Source organism: Actinomycetota bacterium (assembly GCA_040905475.1).
Classification (GTDB): Bacteria; Actinomycetota; AC-67; order AC-67; family AC-67; genus DATFGK01.
The window spans coordinates 1-18,681 of sequence record JBBDRM010000147.1 but is presented as its reverse complement, the minus strand read 5'-3'; the positions used below and the strand labels follow the sequence as shown (position 1 = coordinate 18,681).

The window sequence follows — 18,681 nt, the reverse complement described above, 5'->3', positions numbered from 1 at the left end:
ATCATGAGGCAAGTTGGTCAGAAGTCCACGAGGCCGGTGATTGTGCGACAGGCTCCATACGCGCCCGAATTGATACAAGAAACGCACCGGCGGTCCCTGGAAGAAGCGGTTCGCGCACCGTTCTGTTAAGACCCATGTGGGACCGGACAACCAACAGAGTTCGGACCAGCCTCGATAGAGTCGACACAGAAAATGGAGCTAAGGGGTCGACTCAGACCAGCTCGACGAGTTTCGGCAGGACCTCGCCGATCCGGTCCCGGATGACGACCGAGGCGAGACGATCGTAGGGCGTGTCCTCGGCGTTGAGGATCACCAGGCGGGCGCCGGCTTCCAGAGCCACCCGCGGCAGGTCGGCGACGGGGTAGACGACCAGCGAGGTGCCGATCGCCAGGAACAGGTCGGCGCCGGCGGCGGCCGCGAACGAGCGCTCGAGGTCTTCCGGCACGAGGTTCTGCCCGAACGAGATCGTCGCGGATTTGAGGATCCCGCTGCACGTGCGGCACGGGGGATCCTCCTCGCCGGCGCGCACCCGATCGAGGGCGCGCTCCATCGGGGCGCGCTCGCCGCAGGACATGCATACGACCTCGCGCATCGTGCCGTGGATCTCGATTATGCGGTCCGCGGACGATCCGGCGGCCTGATGCAACCCGTCGACGTTCTGCGTCACCAGCGTGTGGAGCCGGTCCTTGCGCTCGAGCTCGGCGAGCGCGACGTGCCCGGCGTTCGGCTCGGCCCGCCAAGCCTCGTGATCGAGGCGCATCGCCCACGCACGCTTCCGGATGTCGGGGTCGGACATGTAGTACTGGATCGTGGCCATCTTCTCGGCCTCGGGATTGCGGGTCCACAGACCCTGCGGGCCGCGGAAGTCGGGGATCCCCGACTCGGTCGAGATCCCGGCGCCGGTCAGCACGACGACGCGGCTCGCGTCGCGGATCCAGGACACGATCTCTGAAAGCTCCGGCGAGGCCACGGACGCGGAGTATAGCGGCGGGGCTTACTCGCCGATCCGCATCAGCACGGTTCGTTCGATCTCGCGCATGTGCTCGGGATCGGTGACCTTCTGGCCGTCGACGTCGCGAACGTAGAACACGTCGACGACGTCGTCGGCGTAGGTGGCGACCTTCGCGGATTGGATGTCGAGCTCCATGTCTGCGAGCGCGCGCGTGATCGCGTAGAGCAACCCCATGCGGTCGGTGGCGTGCACCTCCACCACCGTGTAGAAGTCGGAGACGCGATTGTCGACGACGACACGCGGCGGCTCCCGCTTGCCTTTGGAAGGCCGCTCGTACGCGTCGCGCTTCTCCGCCAGACGCAGGTCGAGCGAGATCCGTCCGGCGAGCGCCCGGCCGAGATTTGCCTCCACGCGCGCCCAGCGGTCGGGCTCGACCTCTCGCTCGTGGGTGCCTTCGACGCGGAACGCCTCGAGCGCGATGCCGTCGGCCCGGGTGAAGATCTGCGCCGCGAGCACGTTGATCCCATTGAGGGCGAGCGCGCCTGCCGCCTTGCTGAACAGTCCCGGCCGGTCGCGCGCGACGACGATCAGCTCGTAGATCCCGGGCGCCTCGCCGGGGGTCCAGTGCGCGCGGACGTCCGACGGCGCCAACTCGGTATCCATCAGGGCGAACTGGCGGATCAGCTCTCCGGTCGGGAACGCCAGGAAGTACGCGCGCGGCATCTTGTGCAGGTGCGCTTCGACGGCCGCCTCGGGGTAACGGGCGAGCCCTTGCCGGAGCTCGGTTGTACGGAGGCGGAGGAGATCGGAAGCGTCGCGCCCGACCACCTCGCCGCGCTCGAGCACGTGCATGACCTTCGAGAACAGCTCTCCGACGAGGGTTGCCTTCCACGGGCTCCACGCGGTCGGGCCGGTCGCCCGCCCGTCCGCTACGGAGACGATGTAGAGCATCTTGAGCCGCTCCACGTCGCCGACGCTCGCCGCAGTCTCAACGACGAGGTTCTCGTCGTCGGTGTCGCGTCGCGTCGCCGTGTCGGGGAGCAGCAGGTGGTGCCGCACGAGCCACACGACGTCCTCGATGGTCTCGCTCGGCAGGCCGATGCGCTTGCAGATCTGTCTCGCGAGCGTCTCCCCGAGGATCGAGTGGTCCTCCTCCGAGCCCTTCCCGATGTCGTGGAGCAAGCAGGCGAGCAGCACGCGATCGCGATCGACGAGATCGCGCCACACGTCGTGCGGGAGGGGATCGTCCCCACCATCGTCCTGAAGCGCGCACGCCTGCGCGACGGTCGTGAGCAGGTGCACGTCGACGGTGAACCGGTGGTACACGTTGTGCTGCGGCTGACAGCGCACGCCCTCCCACTCGGGCAGGAACCGCCCGAGGAGCCCGGCCTGATCCATCGCCTCGAGCGGCCCCGACGCTCGCGAGCCGGCGGCCAGAAGCCGGAAGAACGCGCGCCGGGTCTCGTCGGCCCACGCGTATTCGGCCGGCCCGGCCTCGGCCTCCCGGCGCAGCCACGTGAGCGTCTCGGCTGCGACCGGCGCGCCTTGGGCGGCGGCCTCGGCGAACGCGCGCATCGCGAGCGAGGGATCGGCGGCCGGCGAGACGCGCTCGGAGATCCTGATCAATCCGTCCTCGAGTGCGATCCCCCGGGAGAGCACTTGATGCGAACGTTTGCGGCCGCTACGACCGGACAGCTCGGCGAGCGCCGACGACGCGGCGAACTCGATCGCGCGCGCGCCGGCGTACAGGTCGCGGAGGAAGGAATCGACGCCGGGCCGGCCGTTCCCCCGGTATCCCAGCGCTTCCGCGATCTGCTCCTGGTAGGAGAGCAGGAGTACGTCGGTCGGACGATCGGTGAGATAGTGGAGCTGGTTCCGGGTCCGGAACAGGATCTCGCCGGCACGCTCGAAGTCGGACTCCTCTACGGCGGCGAGGTCGCCGCTCGTCTCGAAGACCCTCGCGAGCCATCCCACGATCGAACGGTCCCGCAGCCCTCCGGCGCCGTCCTTCAGGTTCGGCTCGAGCAGGTACGTCGCGTGTCCCTCTCGCGCGTGACGCACCGCCGCTTCCTCGCGCAGGGCATCGAGGAACTTGGCCCCCCGCTTGCGGGTCTGGCGCAGCGCACCCGCCAGGAACTCCTCGAACAATTCCGCGTCGCCGGCCAGCGGGCGGGCGTCGAGGAACGACGTCTCCGCCTCGAGGTTGACCGCTGCGAGCTTCAGAGAGTCCTTCACGGTGCGGATGGCGTGCCCGACCTTGAAACCGGCATCCCACAGCTCGTAGAAGAGCCGCTTCCCAACCTCGGGCGCGATCCCGCGCCCGGTATGGAGCACCATCAGATCGATGTCGGAGTGCGGACAGAGCTCGCCGCGCCCGTAACCGCCGAGCGCGACGAGAGCGATCCGGTCCTCAGCGGCCACCGACTCCCGCCAGACGGCTCTGACCGCCGCGGCCATCGCGGCGGTCAGCGCGTCGACGAGATCCCGGCCGGAGCGCCCCGGGTGTTCCTTCAGACGCTCCCGTTCGGCCGTGAGCTCACGGATCGCTGCAGAGGCGTCGGCGCTAGAGGGCATCCCTCCCCGCCTCGCCGGTGCGGATGCGGAAGACCTGCCCGGCGTCCGAGACGATAATCTTGCCGTCGCCGATCTTTCCGGTCCGCGCCGACTTCATGATCGAGTCGACCACTCCCTGCACCTCGACGTCGTCGCAGACGACCTCGATCTTCACCTTGGGCACGAAGTCCACCTGGTACTCGGCGCCGCGGTAGACCTCGGTGTGACCCCGCTGCCTCCCGAACCCGCGTACCTCGGTAACCGTCATGCCTTGAACGCCGACGCCGCGGAGTGCCTCCTTGACGTCTTCCAGCTTGAAGGGCTTGATGACCGCGGTCACCAGCTTCATCGGACCGCCTCCTCCGTCTTGCCGGGTGTCGTCGTCGAGCCCATGCTCGCAGCGTGTCCGGCACTCGTCAGCGTACCGACCTCGACGAAGGTGTACCCCGCCTCGGAGTGCTGCGACAGGTCCAGCCCCTCGAGCTCGGCATCCTCATCCACCCGAAGCCCGACCGTCTTGTCGACGATCCAGCAGATGAGCAGCGTCATCACGAAGGAGAACGCGAGCGTCACGATCACGGCCAGCGCCTGCCGTCCGAGCTGCGTTACCCCGTTCCCGTACGCGAGCCCGTCGAGCGACGGGTCGAGTCCCGAGATCGTGGCCGTCGCGAACACGCCGGTGAGGAGCGCTCCGACGATGCCGCCGACCATGTGCACGCCGACCACGTCGAGCGAGTCGTCGTAGCCGAGCTTGGGCTTCAGGCTGACGGCCATGTAGCAGATCGCGCCGGCCGCGAAGCCGATCACGACTGCCGCCCACGGCTCGACGAAGCCCGCCGCCGGGGTGATCGCGACCAGTCCGGCAACCGCGCCGGTTGCCGCGCCGACCGTCGTCGGCACCTTGTTGCGCGCCCATTCGAAGACGATCCAGCCGAGCAGCGCGGCCGCGGCACCCAAGTGGGTGTTCACGAACGCGGAGGAAGCGAGCCCGCCCGAGGAGAGCGCCGAACCTGCGTTGAAGCCGAACCAGCCGAACCACAGGATCGCGGCGCCGGTGATGACCATCGGGATGTTGTGCGGGTGCATCGCTTGCCTGCCGTAGCCCTTCCGCTTGCCCATGTAGAGGATGCACGCAAGCGCTGCGACACCGGCGTTGATGTGGACGACCGTGCCGCCGGCGAAGTCGAGAGCCTGGACGTTCCCGTCGCCGAGACCAAGCCAGCCGCCGCCCCACACCCAGTGTGCGAGCGGGGAATAGACGACGATCGACCACAGGGCCATGAACAGAACGTATCCGCGGAAACGCATGCGCTCCGCGAACGCGCCGGTGATCAGGGCCGGTGTGATGACGGCGAACATCATCTGGAAGATCATGTAGGCCGAGTGGGGAATGGTCGCCGCGAACGGCCCGGGCTCCGCCCCGACGTCCTTCAAGCCGAAGAACGACAGGTCACCGATCAACTTGCCTTGATCGGGTCCGAACCCGAGCGAGTAACCGAGCACCATCCAGATCACGCTGACGAGCCCCAGCGCGAAGAAAGACTGCATGATGGTCGCCAGGACGTTCTTGGAGCGGACGAGCCCGCCGTAGAACAACGCCAAGCCCGGGGTCATGAACATGACCAGGGCGCTCGACGTGAGGATCCAGGCGGTATCCGCGCCGCTGACCTCAGGCATCCCTCACCTCCCGATACGCGAGAGTCCGGGCGTCCCCGCGCGCCGCTGCGCGGACCCGGACCCGTTTTCGGGCGGAGACCCTCCCCGCCGCCACGAGGAGGACACTAAGTCACGTTTTTTTCGAGTCCGTTTCCCGTGTGTTACGGGGACGTAAAACCTGGCCGTGGCGGCCTGTGGATAGATGCGCGGTTAGATCGAGGAGCGGCGCCGCAGCGACAAGGCGAGGAGCCCGCCGCCTGTCAGGATCCCCAGGCGAGCGGCGGCATGCCGACTCCGGTGCCGGGAAGCGACCCACCCGGTGCCGGCCGCGTGGTCTTGGCCCGCCCACGGCCGGGCCTGCAGGCTTCGGCGCCGGCGGCGACGGGTACGCGTGAAGCCCCGGCCGTTGCTACCCTGCCCGCCGTGAAGCGGGGACGCGTGGTCCGGCCGGTCGTCGAGAGCAAACTGCTCGCAGGGAATCCGCTCGGCGATCCCGCCGACCGCGAGACGCCGGTCTACCTGCCGCCCTCGTACGACGAGACGCCTACCCGGCGGTATCCCATGATCATGGCGATCGTCGGGTTCACCGGCACCGGCAGGATGCACCTGAACGAGGACTGGTTCGAGCCCAACCTCGCCGAGCGCCTGGACATGCTGATCGACAAAGGCGAGATGGCCGAGGCGATCGTCGTGATGCCCGATTGCGCGACGCGGTACGCGGGCTCGCAGTTCATCGACTCGGCGGCGACCGGACCCTACGGCCGTTACACGGCGATCGAGCTCGTCGAGTGGGCCGACCGAGAGTTCCGGACGATCCCCCGGCGCGAAGCCCGCGGCGTGTTCGGGAAGTCGTCGGGCGGGTTCGGCTCGTTCCGGATGGCGGTCGATTTCCCAGAGGTCTTCTCAGCCTTCGCATGCCACTCAGGCGACGCCGCGTTCGAGTACTGCTACATGCCCGAGTTCCCGCGCGCGCTCCGATACCTGTGGCACAACGACATCACGCCGAAGCGCTTCCTAGACACCTACAAGGAGATCACGGACCGCGGCGACGACTACCACGCGCTGCTGAACGAGCTTGCGATGGCGTCGTGCTATTCGGCGAACCCGGAAACCGAGCTCGGCTTCGATCTTCCCTTCGACCTCGGATCCGGCGAGCTCGTCGCGGAGGTCTGGGAACGCTGGCTCGCGCACGACCCCGTGCGCATGATCCCCGAGCGGATCGACGCCCTCAAGTCGCAGTCGTTGATCTTCGTCGACTGCGGGACCAAGGACGAGTGGATGCTCGACGTCGGCGCGCGGTGGATGGTTTCGGTGATGCGCGAGCACGGGCTGGAGCCGATCCACGAGGAGTTCGATGCCGGGCACATGCGGATCCCGTACCGCTACAACCGCTCGCTACCGCTCATCTCGAAGGCGCTCGTACCGCCCGAAGGCTGAGCGCGGCGTCAGAGCCCGTTCGCGGAGAAGTGCTGGTAGTCCTTCGCCGACGTCCAGTCACCGCCCCACTCCCACCCGATCCGAGCGAATGCTTGTACGACGGCGTCGTTGCGGTGGATGACGCCGGGAGCTTTCGTCGAGCGGTCGACGTACGCGGCGCCCTTCGGCGGCTCCACGCTTCCGCTCTTCGTGACGTACGGGTTCTGCACGGGGTTGATGTCGATCGCGAGCCCATAGGCGTGCTGCGACCACTCCCCCGGAGAACCGGTGCTCGGCCGGCAGTTGAACGCGGAGGTGTTGTTGGCGGCCATCGACAGGTCGTCGTCGCCCTCGTACTCGTCGACGAGCTCCATGCGCTCGATCGGGAACTCGGCATCGAACAGCGAGCGGAACACACCGAGAACCGCACCGGCGTGATCCTCGTGGACGACGAGCTCGCCTGCGTGGACGCGGCGGTCGAAGCCGCGGTGCGTCATCCGGAGGATCCGAAGATCCTTCAAGGGAACCGGGCACCCCGTACGCCACGAGAACGTCATCCGGGCTCTTGTGGCGGCGTCGAGCGTCGAGACCGAGCCCCGGAACTCGCTCTCGACCCGCTCGGTAGAGGAGGGCACCGGCCCCGGCACAGAAGCGTTCGGTTGCGCAACCGGTCGGGCTTCTTCCGTTACCTCGTGCAGTGGCGAGCAGGAGATCGCGGTGAACAAGAGAAGTGCCGAAACGATCGTCCGTCTCATACCCGGATCGACGTCTTATCCAAGGTCGAGGTTGCATCGAACCGGGAAGTGGTGCGAGAAGCGCCGGGAAAGAGGGCTAAGCGGACGCCCCGACCCGTTCGAGCAGGGCTTTCACGCGCGTCGGGATGTCGCCGCTGAGCGTCTCGTACTTGACGTCGTAGGTCTCCAACAGGCCCAGGATCCGCTCGTCGATCTCGCGCTGGAAGACGGGGTCGTCCGGGCGAAGGTCGTCGGGGACGATCGGGAACTCGATCGGCAGGTAGAAGACGTGGCTGTACTGGCTGCGCAGGTTGTGCTGCGCGAGCTTCTTGCACTCCTCGAACAGCGACATCTCCTTGCGCCACGCCTGATTGTCGAGGACCCAGCCCGCATACGCCATCACGTCGATGATCGAGCGATCCGCGACGAAGTCGGAGTGGATCTGCTCGTTGTAGTAGTGCTTCAAGAAGATGAGCGTCTCGACCTCGGGGGTGGCGTCCTTGTCGAGCTTGAAGCCGAGCGCCGCTACCTCGCGCGCCGCTTCGGGCAGCAGCGTAAGGTCGAGCTTCTCCGCGACGACTTCCGCCAGCGTGGTCTTGCCCGTTGAGAACGCTCCGACGATCGCTATCCGTGGCATGGCGGTGCACAGGTTGACCGGCTGCGCCGCAGCGCGTCAAGCCCGGCCCGTCAGCGGACGGGGCTGAAGAAGGACGTGAGCATGCCGCTCAGTAAGAAGGCGGCGATCACGCAAACCGTCAACGTCCCCAGCGTTATCGCTGGGTGCCGGCGGATCCACAGCCGGAACCGTCGCAGATGCGAGTCCCAGATCTCGGTCGACCGCTCCGCCCATTCCTGGGTGATGTCGCCGTGGTGCCGCTGCGTCGCGCCCGGCTTGCGAGCCTCTGCGACCTCGGACTCGAGTATCTGCCCGAACGAGGCCAGCATCTCTTTCTTCGACTTCTGAAGCGTGAGGATCTCGATCGTGCTCGTGACCACGAGCGACTGCGAGCCGCGCCACCGATGGTGGACGCCGTTGACCTCCTCGAGCGGGATCCAGCGCACCTGAGGCGGGATCTGCGTGATCAGCGCGACCCGATAGTTCGTGACGACCATCGTCGCCCGACGGAAGCGCGACCAGCCCTCGATGCTGAGGCTCACCCGCTCGCCGCTGCGGAGGTCCAGCTCGGCGGCGCGGCGGTTGACGCGCCTCGAGTGACGCTTGTGCTTGCGCTGGCGCTTCTGAGCGTCCTTCGCTTCCTCCTTGCGCCGCCGCTCCTCTTCCTTCTTCTGCTCGGCGCGGAGACGGTCTGCCTCCTTCTTCTGCTCAGCGCGAACCCGCTCGGCCTCTTTCTGCACGAGCTTGCGCGCGCGTTCCGCCTCCTCCCGCTTCTCCTCGGCCGCTTTGCGCAAGGCACGCGGAGAAGGTTTCGCGGGAGCAGCCGGCCCGGGAGCCCGGGTCGCTGAGGCCGCGGGCGCCTGCGCCTCATCGGCAGACTTGCGGATCATGATCAAAGGGGGCGCTTCCGGCGTCTTCGTCTTGGGCGCGACGTACTCGCGCCGCTCGACGGGCCGCGCGGTCGGCGCAGCAGCCGCAGCCGGACGTTCCGACGTCATGGTCGGAGCTTTGCGCGCGCCCGGGGCGGGACGGTTGCCCGTCGAAGCGGCCGGCCGAACCGCGCCGGTTGGGCGCGCTGCGGGAGCCTGGGCGGGCTTCCGGGCGGGCGGGCGGGCGGCGGGGGCCTGGGGTACCGGCTGACGCGAAGGGCGGCCGAGGAAGGAACGCTTGGGAGCCTCGGTAACGGGGTTCCCACCGTTCCCGTTCGCACCGTTTGGTGCCGGTCCTGCGCCGCCCGCAGCGTTGCCCTGCGCGGCACGGATCTCTCTGGTGCGTTCGGCGGACCGTGAAGCGCGGCGCGTGTCCTGCGGTTCGTTCGACGCCTTACGCCGGCGCGAAACCTCCCACTGACCGAGATCCCACAGGACGCGCTCGTCGTGGTTCGCATGCTCGGTGGGATGACCGCACTTGCCGCAGAAGGCTTGTTTGGTTGCGAGCTTCTCCTCGCAGTAATTGCAGATCGGTCCCCGGCCCACGTCGTCCACCTCGTGCCGGGTGTCCCCCGGCTGTCGATCGGCCCGTCGTTCTCCGCCGGCGAGCGAGCCGAGCACCAGTACGCGCGGCCGAGGAAGAACTCATCCTCACTCTCGGCGGTCGAGGGGCCTGGGTTGAGCAAGAAAGGGTTTCTAACCAGGGGAAACGGTTACTCGAACCACGCGAAAAGGGCGGGCCGGTCACCGATCGAGGTGGCCCGGGGAGCGGTCTAGCCTTCGACGACGTCCCCGTCGATGCGATCCACCTGGACGCCGCGTTCCTCCAGATATGCAACCGCCTTCGCCAGCGCCTCTTCGGTCCCCTCGACCTCGAGGATGACCCACCCGAGCTTCTCCTCGACGTTGGCTCGGCGGATGTTCGTCACGATGTCGAACTGCTTGCCGAGCGTATAGATCACCGGCTCCTGTACCTGGTCCTCGGGGAAGGTCAGATGCAGACGCTGTTTCGGCACCGTTAGCTCCCTTTCCGTTGGATCTGGATCACGGCGTTCATCGATCCACTGCGGAACCCTTCCATGTCGAGGGTCACATACGCGAACCCGAGGTCGCGGAGGAATCCGGCGATCTGCCCGCGCACCGGGTCGGACGTCAGGCGGTCGATCTCGCCCGCCGGAACCTCTATCCGCGCGAGATCGCCGTGGTCCCGTACCCGCAGCTCCCGCAGACCGAGCGATCGCAAGAACGACTCGGCGTGGCCGACGCGGCCGAGGCGTTCCGCTGTTACCTGGACCCCGTACGCGATCCGCGATGCGAGGCACGCCGACGCCGGCTTGTCCCACGTCGTCAGCCCGCGCTCGCGCGACAGGGCACGGATCTCCTCCTTCGTCATCCCGGCTTCCAGGAGCGGGGCCCGAACGCCGCGCTCGGTCGCGGCCACACGGCCCGGCCGGTGATCGCCGGTGTCGTCGAGGTTCGTCCCGACGAGGATCGACCGCTCAGGGAACATCGCCGTCAGCACGTCGAAGAGCTCGCTCTTGCAGTGATAGCAGCGATCGGCTTCGTTGCGGACGTACTCCGGACGCGCGATCTCGTTCGTGAGGATCTCCCGGTGACGCCAGCCACGCTCGGCCGCCAGCGCGCGAGCGGCGTCCCGCTCATCCGGCGCCAGCGAAGGTGAGACCGCGGTGACGGCCTCCGAACGCGAACCGAGGACCTCGTGCGCAACGTCGGCCAGGAATGCGGAATCCGCGCCGCCCGAGTAGGCGACCACCGCGTCGTCCAACGCGCCCAGGAGATCGCGGAGGCGCCCGAGCTTCGTGGCCGAGGTCATCGAGCCCATCCTACGACTCGCGTACGACCGCCAGGTCTGCGAGCTCGGTCAACGCCGACGTGACGGTGGGCGCCAAGGCTTTCGTGGCGTCGAGCGCGGCCAGCGCGACGCTGCGATGCGCCTCGATCAAGGCTTGGGTCGACGCGAGCGCCCCCGAGGACCGGATGATGCCTCGGATCCGTTCGGCGTCGCCGGCCGAGAGGTTCTCGCTCCCCAGCCGGGCCACGAGGAACTCCTGCTCGTCGGGTGCCGCCGTCTCGAGCGCTCGCGCGATGAGCAGCGTCCGCTTCCCCTCCCGGAGGTCGCCGTCGGCGTCCTTGCCGGTAACGCCGGGATCGCCGAACACGCCGAGCACGTCGTCGCGAAGCTGGAACGCCTCGCCGAGCAACATCCCGTACGCGCTGAGGACCGCCACGATCTCTTGCGACGCTCCCCCGAGCGCCGCCCCGATCAGCAGCGGCTTCTCGACCGTGTAGCCCCCCGACTTCAGCGACGCGATCCGCCGAACGGTCTCCTCGTCGATCGTCGGCATACGCGTCGCGACCACGTCGAGGTACTGGCCTGTCACGACCTCGGTGCGCATCCGGTTGTACCAACGGAACCCCTCGACGAACGTCTCGGGCGCGAAGCCGGCCCCCGAGAAGAGGACGTCGGCGAGCGCGAGCGCCAGGTCGCCGACGAGGATCGCCGACGAAACGCCGAGGTGGGCATCGCCGCCGCGCGCCATTTCCAGATGGGTCGCCGGCTGACCGCGACGCAGCGGCGAACGATCCATCACGTCGTCGTGGATGATCGCGAAGGTGTGGAGGAGCTCGAGGCTGGCCGCGGCCTTGACGATCGCGTCGTCTTCCTCCCGGCCGGCCGCGAGGTACCCCCAGTAGCAGAACAGCGGCCGCAGCCGCTTGCCGCCCGCGCCGATCACCCGCGCGAGCTCGTCCAGCGGCTCCGCCGCCTCCGAGCCGAGCCCGTCGAGGAGCGCCCGCTGCTCGGCGAGGAACGACCCCAGCACGGCGTCGACGCGCATGCGCATCACGTCGACCCCCGCCCCGGACACCTGTTTCACCGCTGCATCGTATCGCCGCCCGCCACCAGAGGGAGCCGCGTTATCGGCCGTTTCGGCGCTCCGGTATCATCCTGCCGAACCCAACATCCGGGGGGAACGTGACCCGCTTCCAAAGGCTCGCGATCGCGACCACCGTGGCGACGTTCGTCCTCATCGCCGTCGGTGGCCTCGTGCGCGCGACCAGATCCGGCCTCGGGTGCGGCGAAGACTGGCCGCACTGCAACGGCCGGCTCCTCCCACGCATCGAGAGCCTCACGACGGCGATCGAGTTCTCGCACCGGGCCGCGGCGGTGATCGTCGTCCTGCTGATCGGCGTGATGTTGGTCGCGGCGTGGCGCGGGTACCGGCAGTCGAGGCGCATCTTCTGGCCGTCGGTCGCGGCGCTCGTGCTCGTGTTCGTGCAGGCCGGGCTCGGCGCCGTCGTCGTCGGTCAGCGGCTCCGCCCGGTCTACGTCACCGCGCACCTCGCCGTCGCGATGATCCTGTTCGCGACGCTCCTGTATGCCGTGGTCAACACCTTCTGCGCGCAGCGTACGGAGAAGGGCTTGACCGATCCGGTGATCGGCAAGCCCTACGCGCGGCTGGCTACCTGGGGCGCAGTCGTGACCTTCGCGCTCCTGCTCGTCGGGGCGTACGTGCGCGGCGCCAACGCCGGCCTCGCGTTCCCAGACTGGCCGCTGATGGGCGGCCGCCTGATCCCTCAGCTCGGCGAGCATGCAACGCCACACTTCCTGCATCGCCTCATCGCGCTCGGCGCCGGCGTTCTGATCGCCGCGCTCGTGTGGAAAGCCTGGAAGCGCGAGCCGCGTGAGCCGGCCGTCCGTGCCATAGCCGGGGTGCTCGGCGGACTGTACATCGCACAGGTCCTCGTCGGCGCCGCCAACGTCTGGTCGCGACTCTCCGAGCCGGCCGTTGTCGCCCACGTATCGCTCGGCGCGCTCACCTGGGGCGCCGCGGCGACGCTCGCCTTCGTCACCCGGAACCTCTCGAGGTCGGCTGAAGAGGCCTTGGGCGCCGAGCGGCCGGCCCGGTCCCTCCGTCGCATGCGCGAGCGCACCGCGGTCTATCTCCAGCTCACGAAGCCCCGGATCATCGTGCTGCTGCTCATCACCACCGTGCCGGCGATGATCATCGCCGCGCGTGGGATCCCGTCCGGCTGGCTCATCCTCGCCACGCTCCTGGGGGGAACCGCGGCGGCCGGGAGCGCGAACGCGATCAACTGCTACTACGACCGGGACATCGACGAGCGCATGGCCCGCACGCGGCGCCGGCCCCTTCCCTCGCACCAGGTCTCGCCCGATCTCGCCCTCGAGTTCGGCGTGGTGCTCGGGATCGTGTCTTTCGTCTTCCTGGCGCGCTCCGTCAACGTGCTCGCCGCCCTCCTGGCGCTCTCGGCGATCCTCTTCTACGTCTTCGTCTACACGATGGGCCTCAAGCGGTCGACGCCGCAGAACATCGTGATCGGCGGCGCCGCCGGCGCGGTACCCGTCCTGGTCGGCTGGGCGGCGGTCACCGGCCGCGTCGAGATCCCCGCGCTCATGCTCTTCGCGATCATCTTCATCTGGACGCCCCCGCATTTCTGGGCGCTCGCGCTGAAGTTCGCCGACGACTACCGGGAGGCAGGGGTCCCGATGCTGCCGGTGGTCGCCGGCGTGCGGGCCACGAAACGGCAGATCCTTCTCTACTCCCTCGCCCTGGTCGCTACGACCCTTGCGTTCGCTCCCATCGGGCGCATGGGGGCCATCTATCTGGTCGCCGCGACGGTTCTCGGAGCCACGTTCGTCTGGTACGCCGCGGCGCTCTGGCGCTCCGGGACGATGCGCGCCGCGATGAGCCTGTTCAAGTTCTCGATCCTGTATCTCGCGCTGCTCTTCGCCTCGATGGCCGTCGACGCGCTCGTCCTCTAGCCCCACCCCCTCCTACCTGCGGGAACAAGCGCACGAGCGTCGCTCCGGTGCGTTGGAGAGCCCGACCGGGGTGTGGTAGTTATTGCGGTGCCGGAAGCCGGCTCCACCACCATTTCGTTCCACGGGGAGGGAGATTGACGGGTCGGAACGCGCGCCGGAACCTTCGCGGCGTCTGGACCGCCCTCCTTACCGTTCTGGGGCTTTTCCTGGTCGCGTGCGCCAAGAACGCGCCTCAAGACACGCTCGCGCCGGTCGGCCCGGTCGCCGAGCAGGCCGACAACCTGTTCCGCCCGGTGTTCTGGATCGCGGTCGTCATCTTCTTCCTCGTCGAAGGGGCGCTCGTCTACGCGATGTGGCGGTTCCGCCGCCGCTCCGACGCCGACGCGCCCAAGCAGGTCCACGGCAACACCCGCCTCGAGATCCTCTGGACCATCATCCCCGCCGTGCTGCTCGCTGCGATCGGGGTCCCGACGGTGATCACGATCTTCGACGTCGCCGAGAAGCCGGTCGGCGCGAACGTCGTCCATGTGAAGGTCATCGGCCACCAGTGGTGGTGGGAGTACGAGTACCTCGACGTCGAGCTGCCCGGCGGCGGGAATCTCAAGACCGCCAACGAGCTCGTCATCCCGACCGGCCGCTGGGTCGACCTGACGGTCACCTCCGTGGACGTGATCCACAGCTTCTGGGTCCCGAAGCTCGCCGGGAAGCAGGACGCGATACCCGGCAAGGACAACTTCATCAAGCTCCGCGCGGACCAGCCGGGTGTGTACGAGGGCCAGTGCGCCGAATACTGCGCCCTGTCTCACGCGAACATGCGGCTCCGGGTGATCGCCCAGCCCTCGGCCGACTTCGACAACTGGGTCCGTGGTCAGGTCGCCCCTGCGCCGCAACCGGCCGACGCGCAGATCGTCGACCGCTTCCTGAACACGTGCTTCCAGTGCCACACGCTCCGCGGCATCGGCAGCGGCGGCGGCGCGACCACCGGCCCGGACCTCACGCACTTCGCGAGCCGAAGCATGTTCGCCGGATCGATGCTCGAAACGAACGCCCGAAACCTTGCCGCGTGGCTCGACAACCCGTCGAGCCTGAAGCCCCTCGCGGATCTTCCCGCCGGCCCGACGATGCGGGACTACGACCTGTCTCAGTCGGAGATCGACGCCCTGGTCGCCTACCTGATGAGCCTCGAGTGAGGAACGAGACGAGATGACAACGGCGAGCGTCGCCCAACGCAGCAGCGCTTTCGCGCGCCCGACCGCCAAGACCGGCGTGTGGAGCTGGATGACCACCGTCGATCACAAACGCATCGGGATCATGTACGGCGTCACTGCGATGGTGTTCTTCGTTCTCGGCGGCGTCGAGGCGCTGCTGATCCGCCTCCAGCTCGCCACGCCCGAGGGTCAGGTGCTGTCGGCGGACCAGTACAACCAGCTCTTCACGATGCACGGCATCACGATGATCTTCCTCGTCGTGATGCCGCTCGGCGCCGCGTTCTTCAACTACATGATGCCGATCATGCTCGGCGCCAGGGACGTGGCGTTCCCGCGCTTGAACGCCTTCTCGTACTGGGCATTCCTCGGCGGCGGGATCTTCATGTACTCGTCGTTCTTCATCAACCAGGCGCCCGATGGCGGCTGGTTCGGCTACGCGCCGCTGTCGGTCAAGCTTCCGGGTCACGGGATGACGGTCTACGCGCTCGGGCTGATCATCCTCGGCATCTCCTCGACGGTCGCGGCGGTGAACTTCCTGACGACGATCGTGAACATGCGCGCGCCGGGCATGAGCCTCATGCGGATGCCGGTCTTCGTGTGGATGACGTTCGTGGTCCAATTCCTGCTCGTGTTCGCGCTCCCGGTGCTCACCGTGGCGCTCTTCCAGCTCCTGTTCGACCGGACGCTCGGGACGCAGTTCTTCGGCGACTCGACCAGCAATCCGATCTTATGGCAGCACCTGTTCTGGCTGTTCGGCCACCCGGAGGTCTACATCCTGATCCTGCCGGCGATGGGCATCGTGTCGGAGATCCTGCCGGTGTTCTCCAAGAAGCCGCTGTTCGGCTACCCGGTGGTCGTGTTCTCCGGCATCGCGATCGGCTTCATGGGGTGGGGCGTGTGGGCGCACCACATGTTCGCCGTCGGGCTGGGACCCGTCGCAAACACGGCGTTCGCCTTATCGACGATGTTCATCGCGGTCCCGACCGGCGTGAAGATCTTCAACTGGATCGGGACCTTATGGGGCGGGTCGATCCGGTTCAAGACGCCGATGCTGTTCTCGCTCGGCTTCATCGCGATGTTCATCATCGGCGGCCTCTCCGGCGTGACGCACGCGATCGTGCCGCACGACTACCAGCAGACGGATACGTATTACATCGTGGCGCACTTCCACTACGTGCTGTTCGGCGGAGCGATCTTCGGGTTGTTCGCCGGCATCTACTACTGGTGGCCGAAGATCACCGGGAAGCTGCTCGACGAACGCGTCGGCCGGCTGCATTTCTGGTTGATGCTGATCGGGTTCAACCTCACCTTCGCGCCGTTCCACATCCTCGGCCTTCAGGGGATGGCCCGGCGCACCTACCAATATCCGAAGAACTACGGCTTCGACTTCTGGAACCTGGTCTCGACGGTCGGCGCCTTCGTCATCGCGCTCTCGATCCTGACGTTCTTCTGGAACGTGATCAAGACGCGGAAGCGCGGCGAGACCGCCGGCGCGGATCCGTGGGACGGCCGCACGCTCGAGTGGACGATCCCATCGCCGCCTCCCGAGTACAACTTCGCGGAGATCCCCGTCGTGCACGCGCTCGACGACTTCTGGCACCGCAAGTACGTCGAGGACAAGGAAGGACGCCTCGTGCCCGTGCCTGCGGGAGCCCAGGAGGCCGCGGGCCACGCCACAGAAGGCTACGGAGGCGACGACCACGGCATCCACATGCCGTCGCAGTCCTACATGCCGCTCATCGCGGCGATCGGCCTTCCGATCGTCGGCTGGGGGATCACCTTCGAGCAGTACTGGCTGGCGATCGTGGGCGGCGTCGTGACGTTCGCCGGCCTGTACGCGTGGGCGCTGGAGCCCTCGACCGAGGAATTGCACTGATGGCCGTCGAGCACGTTCCTCCCGCGGAGGCAGGCGGCCACGCCACATCAACCGGCCTCGACAACGTCAAGATCGCGATGTGGGCCTTCCTCGGCTCGGAGTTCCTGCTGTTCGGCGCGATGATCTCCACCTACCTCCTCTACCGGAACCGCGCCGTGACCGGTCCGAAGCCGGCCGACGTGTACGACATCCCGTTCACGTCGGTCTCGTCCTTCGTGCTCCTGATGAGCTCCCTCACGATGGTCCTCGCGCTCGCGGCGATCCAGCGCGGTGATCACCACAAGACCCGCGTGTGGCTGCTGGCAACCGCCCTGCTCGGCATGACCTTCATCTCGGGCCAGATCTACGAGTTCACGATCTTCGTGCAGGAGGGTTTTACGGTCCGGTCCAGCCCCGCCGGAAGCGCCTTCTTCGTCCTGACGAGCTTCCACGGGGCGCATGTGACCATCGGCATCCTGATGCTGCTGTCGCTCGTCGCGATGTCGTTGCGCGGCGCTCTTCCGCAGTCGCGACACACGACGGTTGAGTACGTCGGCTTGTACTGGCACTTCGTCGACATCATCTGGATCATCATCTTCACCGTCATCTATCTCGTGCCGTCCTAGAGGAGCACCCGTGGAATCCGACGTCACGCACGCACCGGCCGGCCATCCCGAGCACACGGGCGCCACGGTCGAGCATCCCCATCCCGAACCGCGGACGTATGTGATCGTCGCGGTCTGGCTGGCGATCGCGACGGCGATCGAGGTCGCGCTCTACTACCTCGAGATGCCCGACGGGCTGATGATCGGTCTGCTGCTCTTCTTCGCGGTCCTCAAGTTCACGCTCGTCGTGTTGTACTTCATGCATCTCAAGTTCGACGCCATCATCTTCCGGCGTTTGATGATGACCGGGATCATCCTCGCGTTGAGCGTGTACATCATCGTGCTGCTCACCTTCGGGATCCTCCGGTAGCGAGATGCCCGGCGAGGCGGTTTCCTTCCCGTGGAGCTGGCACCCGCACGTCGAGGTGTGGATCCTGGTCGCCGCGCTCCTCGGCGCGTACTTCTGGGCGCTGCGCGTTCTTGGGCCGAAGCACGTCGAGCCCATCGAGTTCGCCGCGACGCGCCGCCAGAAGATCTTCTTCGTGCTCGGGTGCGGGGCGATCCTCGCCGCGGCCGACTGGCCGATGCACGAGCTGTCCGAGAACTACCTGTACAGCGCCCACATGATCCAGCACATGACGCTGACCTTCGCCGCGGCCCCGCTTCTGATGTTGGGAACCCCGGCGTGGCTCTGGAGGGTCTTACTCAGCCATCCGAAGGTGCTGGCGGCGGTCCGGGCCATAACCCGCCCGCTCATCGCCCTCATCGTGTTCAACGTGGTCTTGGTGTTCACCCACTGGCCGCTTATCGTGACGGCGAGCGTCCGTACGGAGGGAGTCCATCTCTCCCTGCATCTCTTGCTGTTCGCATCGGCGCTCATCATGTGGACGCCGGTGCTGTCGCCCCTCCTGGAGCTTCCACGGCTGACCGATCCGGGACGGATGCTGTTCCTGTTCCTTCAATCGCTGGTCCCGACGATCCCTGCATCGTTCCTCACGTTCGGCGCCAAGCCCCTCTACCACGTCTACGAGACCTTCCCGCGGCTGTGGGGCATCTCGGCGCACACCGACCAGCTGGTAGCGGGACTGATCATGAAGATCGTCGGCGGCTTCATCTTGTGGGGCGTCATAGCCGTGATCTGGTTCCGCTGGTGGTCGCTCGAGAACAAGGAAGGGGTGGACGTTCTGGCCTTCGGTGACGTCGATCGCGCCTTGAACCGCGCGCAGGTGGCGAAGTCGTGAGCGAGTTCCGCAAGCGAGTACTCGAGCCTGCGCTGATCCCCCTCGTCGCCTTCGCCTTCATCGGCGCGCTCGCCTACGCCGTCTCTCGCATCCTGCTGGCCGTCACAACAGA

17 protein-coding genes are annotated in these 18,681 nt (G+C 67.4%); 7 read left to right on the top strand and 10 right to left on the bottom strand.

What is annotated here, in order from left to right; genetic code table 11:
- Positions 1-211: 211 nt before the first annotated feature.
- The 4 genes from WEB06_18430 to WEB06_18415 are packed head-to-tail and all read right to left on the bottom strand — an operon-like array spanning position 212 to position 5,182.
- Positions 212-970, bottom strand: coding sequence for an NAD-dependent deacylase (locus WEB06_18430; protein MEX2557595.1), 759 nt, complete (start codon positions 968-970; stop codon positions 212-214).
- 24 nt (positions 971-994) lie between these two features.
- Positions 995-3,526 (bottom strand): [protein-PII] uridylyltransferase, encoded by a 2,532-nt coding sequence (gene glnD, locus WEB06_18425; GenBank protein MEX2557594.1) that lies wholly within the window; start codon positions 3,524-3,526, stop codon positions 995-997.
- The gene (locus tag WEB06_18420; protein ID MEX2557593.1) at positions 3,516-3,854 is read right to left on the bottom strand and encodes a P-II family nitrogen regulator; all 339 of its coding nucleotides are present in this window, start codon (positions 3,852-3,854) and stop codon (positions 3,516-3,518) included. Before WEB06_18420 ends, glnD begins: the two co-directional genes overlap by 11 nt.
- The gene (locus tag WEB06_18415) at positions 3,851-5,182 is read right to left on the bottom strand and encodes an ammonium transporter (GenBank protein MEX2557592.1); all 1,332 of its coding nucleotides are present in this window, start codon (positions 5,180-5,182) and stop codon (positions 3,851-3,853) included. The genes WEB06_18420 and WEB06_18415 overlap by 4 nt, the downstream gene beginning before the upstream one ends.
- Positions 5,183-5,584: 402 nt before the next feature.
- Here WEB06_18415 and WEB06_18410 point away from each other — a divergent pair, with 402 nt between their 5' ends.
- Complete coding sequence (locus WEB06_18410; protein ID MEX2557591.1) at positions 5,585-6,598, top strand: alpha/beta hydrolase-fold protein; 1,014 nt, start codon at positions 5,585-5,587, stop codon at positions 6,596-6,598.
- Positions 6,599-6,606: 8 nt separating this feature from the next.
- Here the strand turns inward: WEB06_18410 and WEB06_18405 are convergent, their stop codons facing one another.
- The 6 genes from WEB06_18405 to WEB06_18380 all read right to left on the bottom strand — a co-directional run bounded on the left by WEB06_18405 (position 6,607) and on the right by WEB06_18380 (position 11,753).
- On the bottom strand, positions 6,607-7,332 hold the full coding sequence (locus tag WEB06_18405) for a M15 family metallopeptidase (GenBank protein ID MEX2557590.1): 726 nt from the start codon (positions 7,330-7,332) through the stop codon (positions 6,607-6,609).
- A 76-nt stretch (positions 7,333-7,408) separates the two neighbouring features.
- Positions 7,409-7,948 carry an ATP-binding protein gene (locus WEB06_18400; protein MEX2557589.1) on the bottom strand — a complete coding sequence of 180 codons (540 nt, stop codon included), beginning with the start codon at positions 7,946-7,948 and terminating at the stop codon, positions 7,409-7,411.
- A 50-nt stretch (positions 7,949-7,998) separates the two neighbouring features.
- Positions 7,999-9,402, bottom strand: coding sequence for a hypothetical protein (locus WEB06_18395; protein MEX2557588.1), 1,404 nt, complete (start codon positions 9,400-9,402; stop codon positions 7,999-8,001).
- 227 nt (positions 9,403-9,629) lie between these two features.
- Entirely contained in the window at positions 9,630-9,872 is a 243-nt protein-coding gene (locus WEB06_18390) for an NIL domain-containing protein (protein MEX2557587.1), read from the bottom strand.
- Between the two features lie 2 nt (positions 9,873-9,874).
- Positions 9,875-10,690 (bottom strand): ATP-dependent sacrificial sulfur transferase LarE, encoded by an 816-nt coding sequence (gene larE, locus WEB06_18385; GenBank protein MEX2557586.1) that lies wholly within the window; start codon positions 10,688-10,690, stop codon positions 9,875-9,877.
- A 10-nt stretch (positions 10,691-10,700) separates the two neighbouring features.
- Complete coding sequence (locus WEB06_18380) at positions 10,701-11,753, bottom strand: polyprenyl synthetase family protein (GenBank protein MEX2557585.1); 1,053 nt, start codon at positions 11,751-11,753, stop codon at positions 10,701-10,703.
- A gap of 98 nt (positions 11,754-11,851) precedes the next feature.
- Between WEB06_18380 and WEB06_18375 the strand changes: the two genes are divergently transcribed.
- The 6 genes from WEB06_18375 (at position 11,852) to WEB06_18350 (ending at position 18,569) form a co-directional block, all read left to right on the top strand.
- Positions 11,852-13,660 carry a heme o synthase gene (locus WEB06_18375; GenBank protein ID MEX2557584.1) on the top strand — a complete coding sequence of 603 codons (1,809 nt, stop codon included), beginning with the start codon at positions 11,852-11,854 and terminating at the stop codon, positions 13,658-13,660.
- 134 nt (positions 13,661-13,794) lie between these two features.
- Entirely contained in the window at positions 13,795-14,850 is a 1,056-nt protein-coding gene (gene coxB / locus WEB06_18370) for a cytochrome c oxidase subunit II (GenBank protein ID MEX2557583.1), read from the top strand.
- Between the two features lie 13 nt (positions 14,851-14,863).
- A complete protein-coding gene (gene ctaD, locus WEB06_18365; GenBank protein MEX2557582.1) occupies positions 14,864-16,744 on the top strand; it encodes a cytochrome c oxidase subunit I in 1,881 nt (626 codons plus the stop codon).
- Positions 16,744-17,349 (top strand): heme-copper oxidase subunit III, encoded by a 606-nt coding sequence (locus tag WEB06_18360; protein ID MEX2557581.1) that lies wholly within the window; start codon positions 16,744-16,746, stop codon positions 17,347-17,349. The genes ctaD and WEB06_18360 overlap by 1 nt, the downstream gene beginning before the upstream one ends.
- Positions 17,350-17,359: 10 nt before the next feature.
- Entirely contained in the window at positions 17,360-17,698 is a 339-nt protein-coding gene (locus WEB06_18355) for a cytochrome C oxidase subunit IV family protein (GenBank protein MEX2557580.1), read from the top strand.
- A 4-nt stretch (positions 17,699-17,702) separates the two neighbouring features.
- On the top strand, positions 17,703-18,569 hold the full coding sequence (locus WEB06_18350; GenBank protein ID MEX2557579.1) for a cytochrome c oxidase assembly protein: 867 nt from the start codon (positions 17,703-17,705) through the stop codon (positions 18,567-18,569).
- The last annotated feature ends 112 nt before the right edge of the window (positions 18,570-18,681 follow it).

Bases quoted from the DNA above. Each gene is read 5' to 3' on its own strand.
- glnD (MEX2557594.1), bottom strand. From the start codon at position 3,526: ATGCCCTCTAGCGCCGACGCCTCTGCAGCGATCCGTGAGCTCACGGCC.
- ctaD (MEX2557582.1), top strand. From the start codon at position 14,864: ATGACAACGGCGAGCGTCGCCCAACGCAGCAGCGCTTTCGCGCGCCCG.
- larE (MEX2557586.1), bottom strand. From the start codon at position 10,690: ATGACCTCGGCCACGAAGCTCGGGCGCCTCCGCGATCTCCTGGGCGCG.
- WEB06_18420 (MEX2557593.1), bottom strand. From the start codon at position 3,854: ATGAAGCTGGTGACCGCGGTCATCAAGCCCTTCAAGCTGGAAGACGTC.
- WEB06_18405 (MEX2557590.1), bottom strand. From the start codon at position 7,332: ATGAGACGGACGATCGTTTCGGCACTTCTCTTGTTCACCGCGATCTCC.
- WEB06_18415 (MEX2557592.1), bottom strand. From the start codon at position 5,182: ATGCCTGAGGTCAGCGGCGCGGATACCGCCTGGATCCTCACGTCGAGC.
- WEB06_18350 (MEX2557579.1), top strand. From the start codon at position 17,703: ATGCCCGGCGAGGCGGTTTCCTTCCCGTGGAGCTGGCACCCGCACGTC.
- WEB06_18360 (MEX2557581.1), top strand. From the start codon at position 16,744: ATGGCCGTCGAGCACGTTCCTCCCGCGGAGGCAGGCGGCCACGCCACA.
- WEB06_18400 (MEX2557589.1), bottom strand. From the start codon at position 7,948: ATGCCACGGATAGCGATCGTCGGAGCGTTCTCAACGGGCAAGACCACG.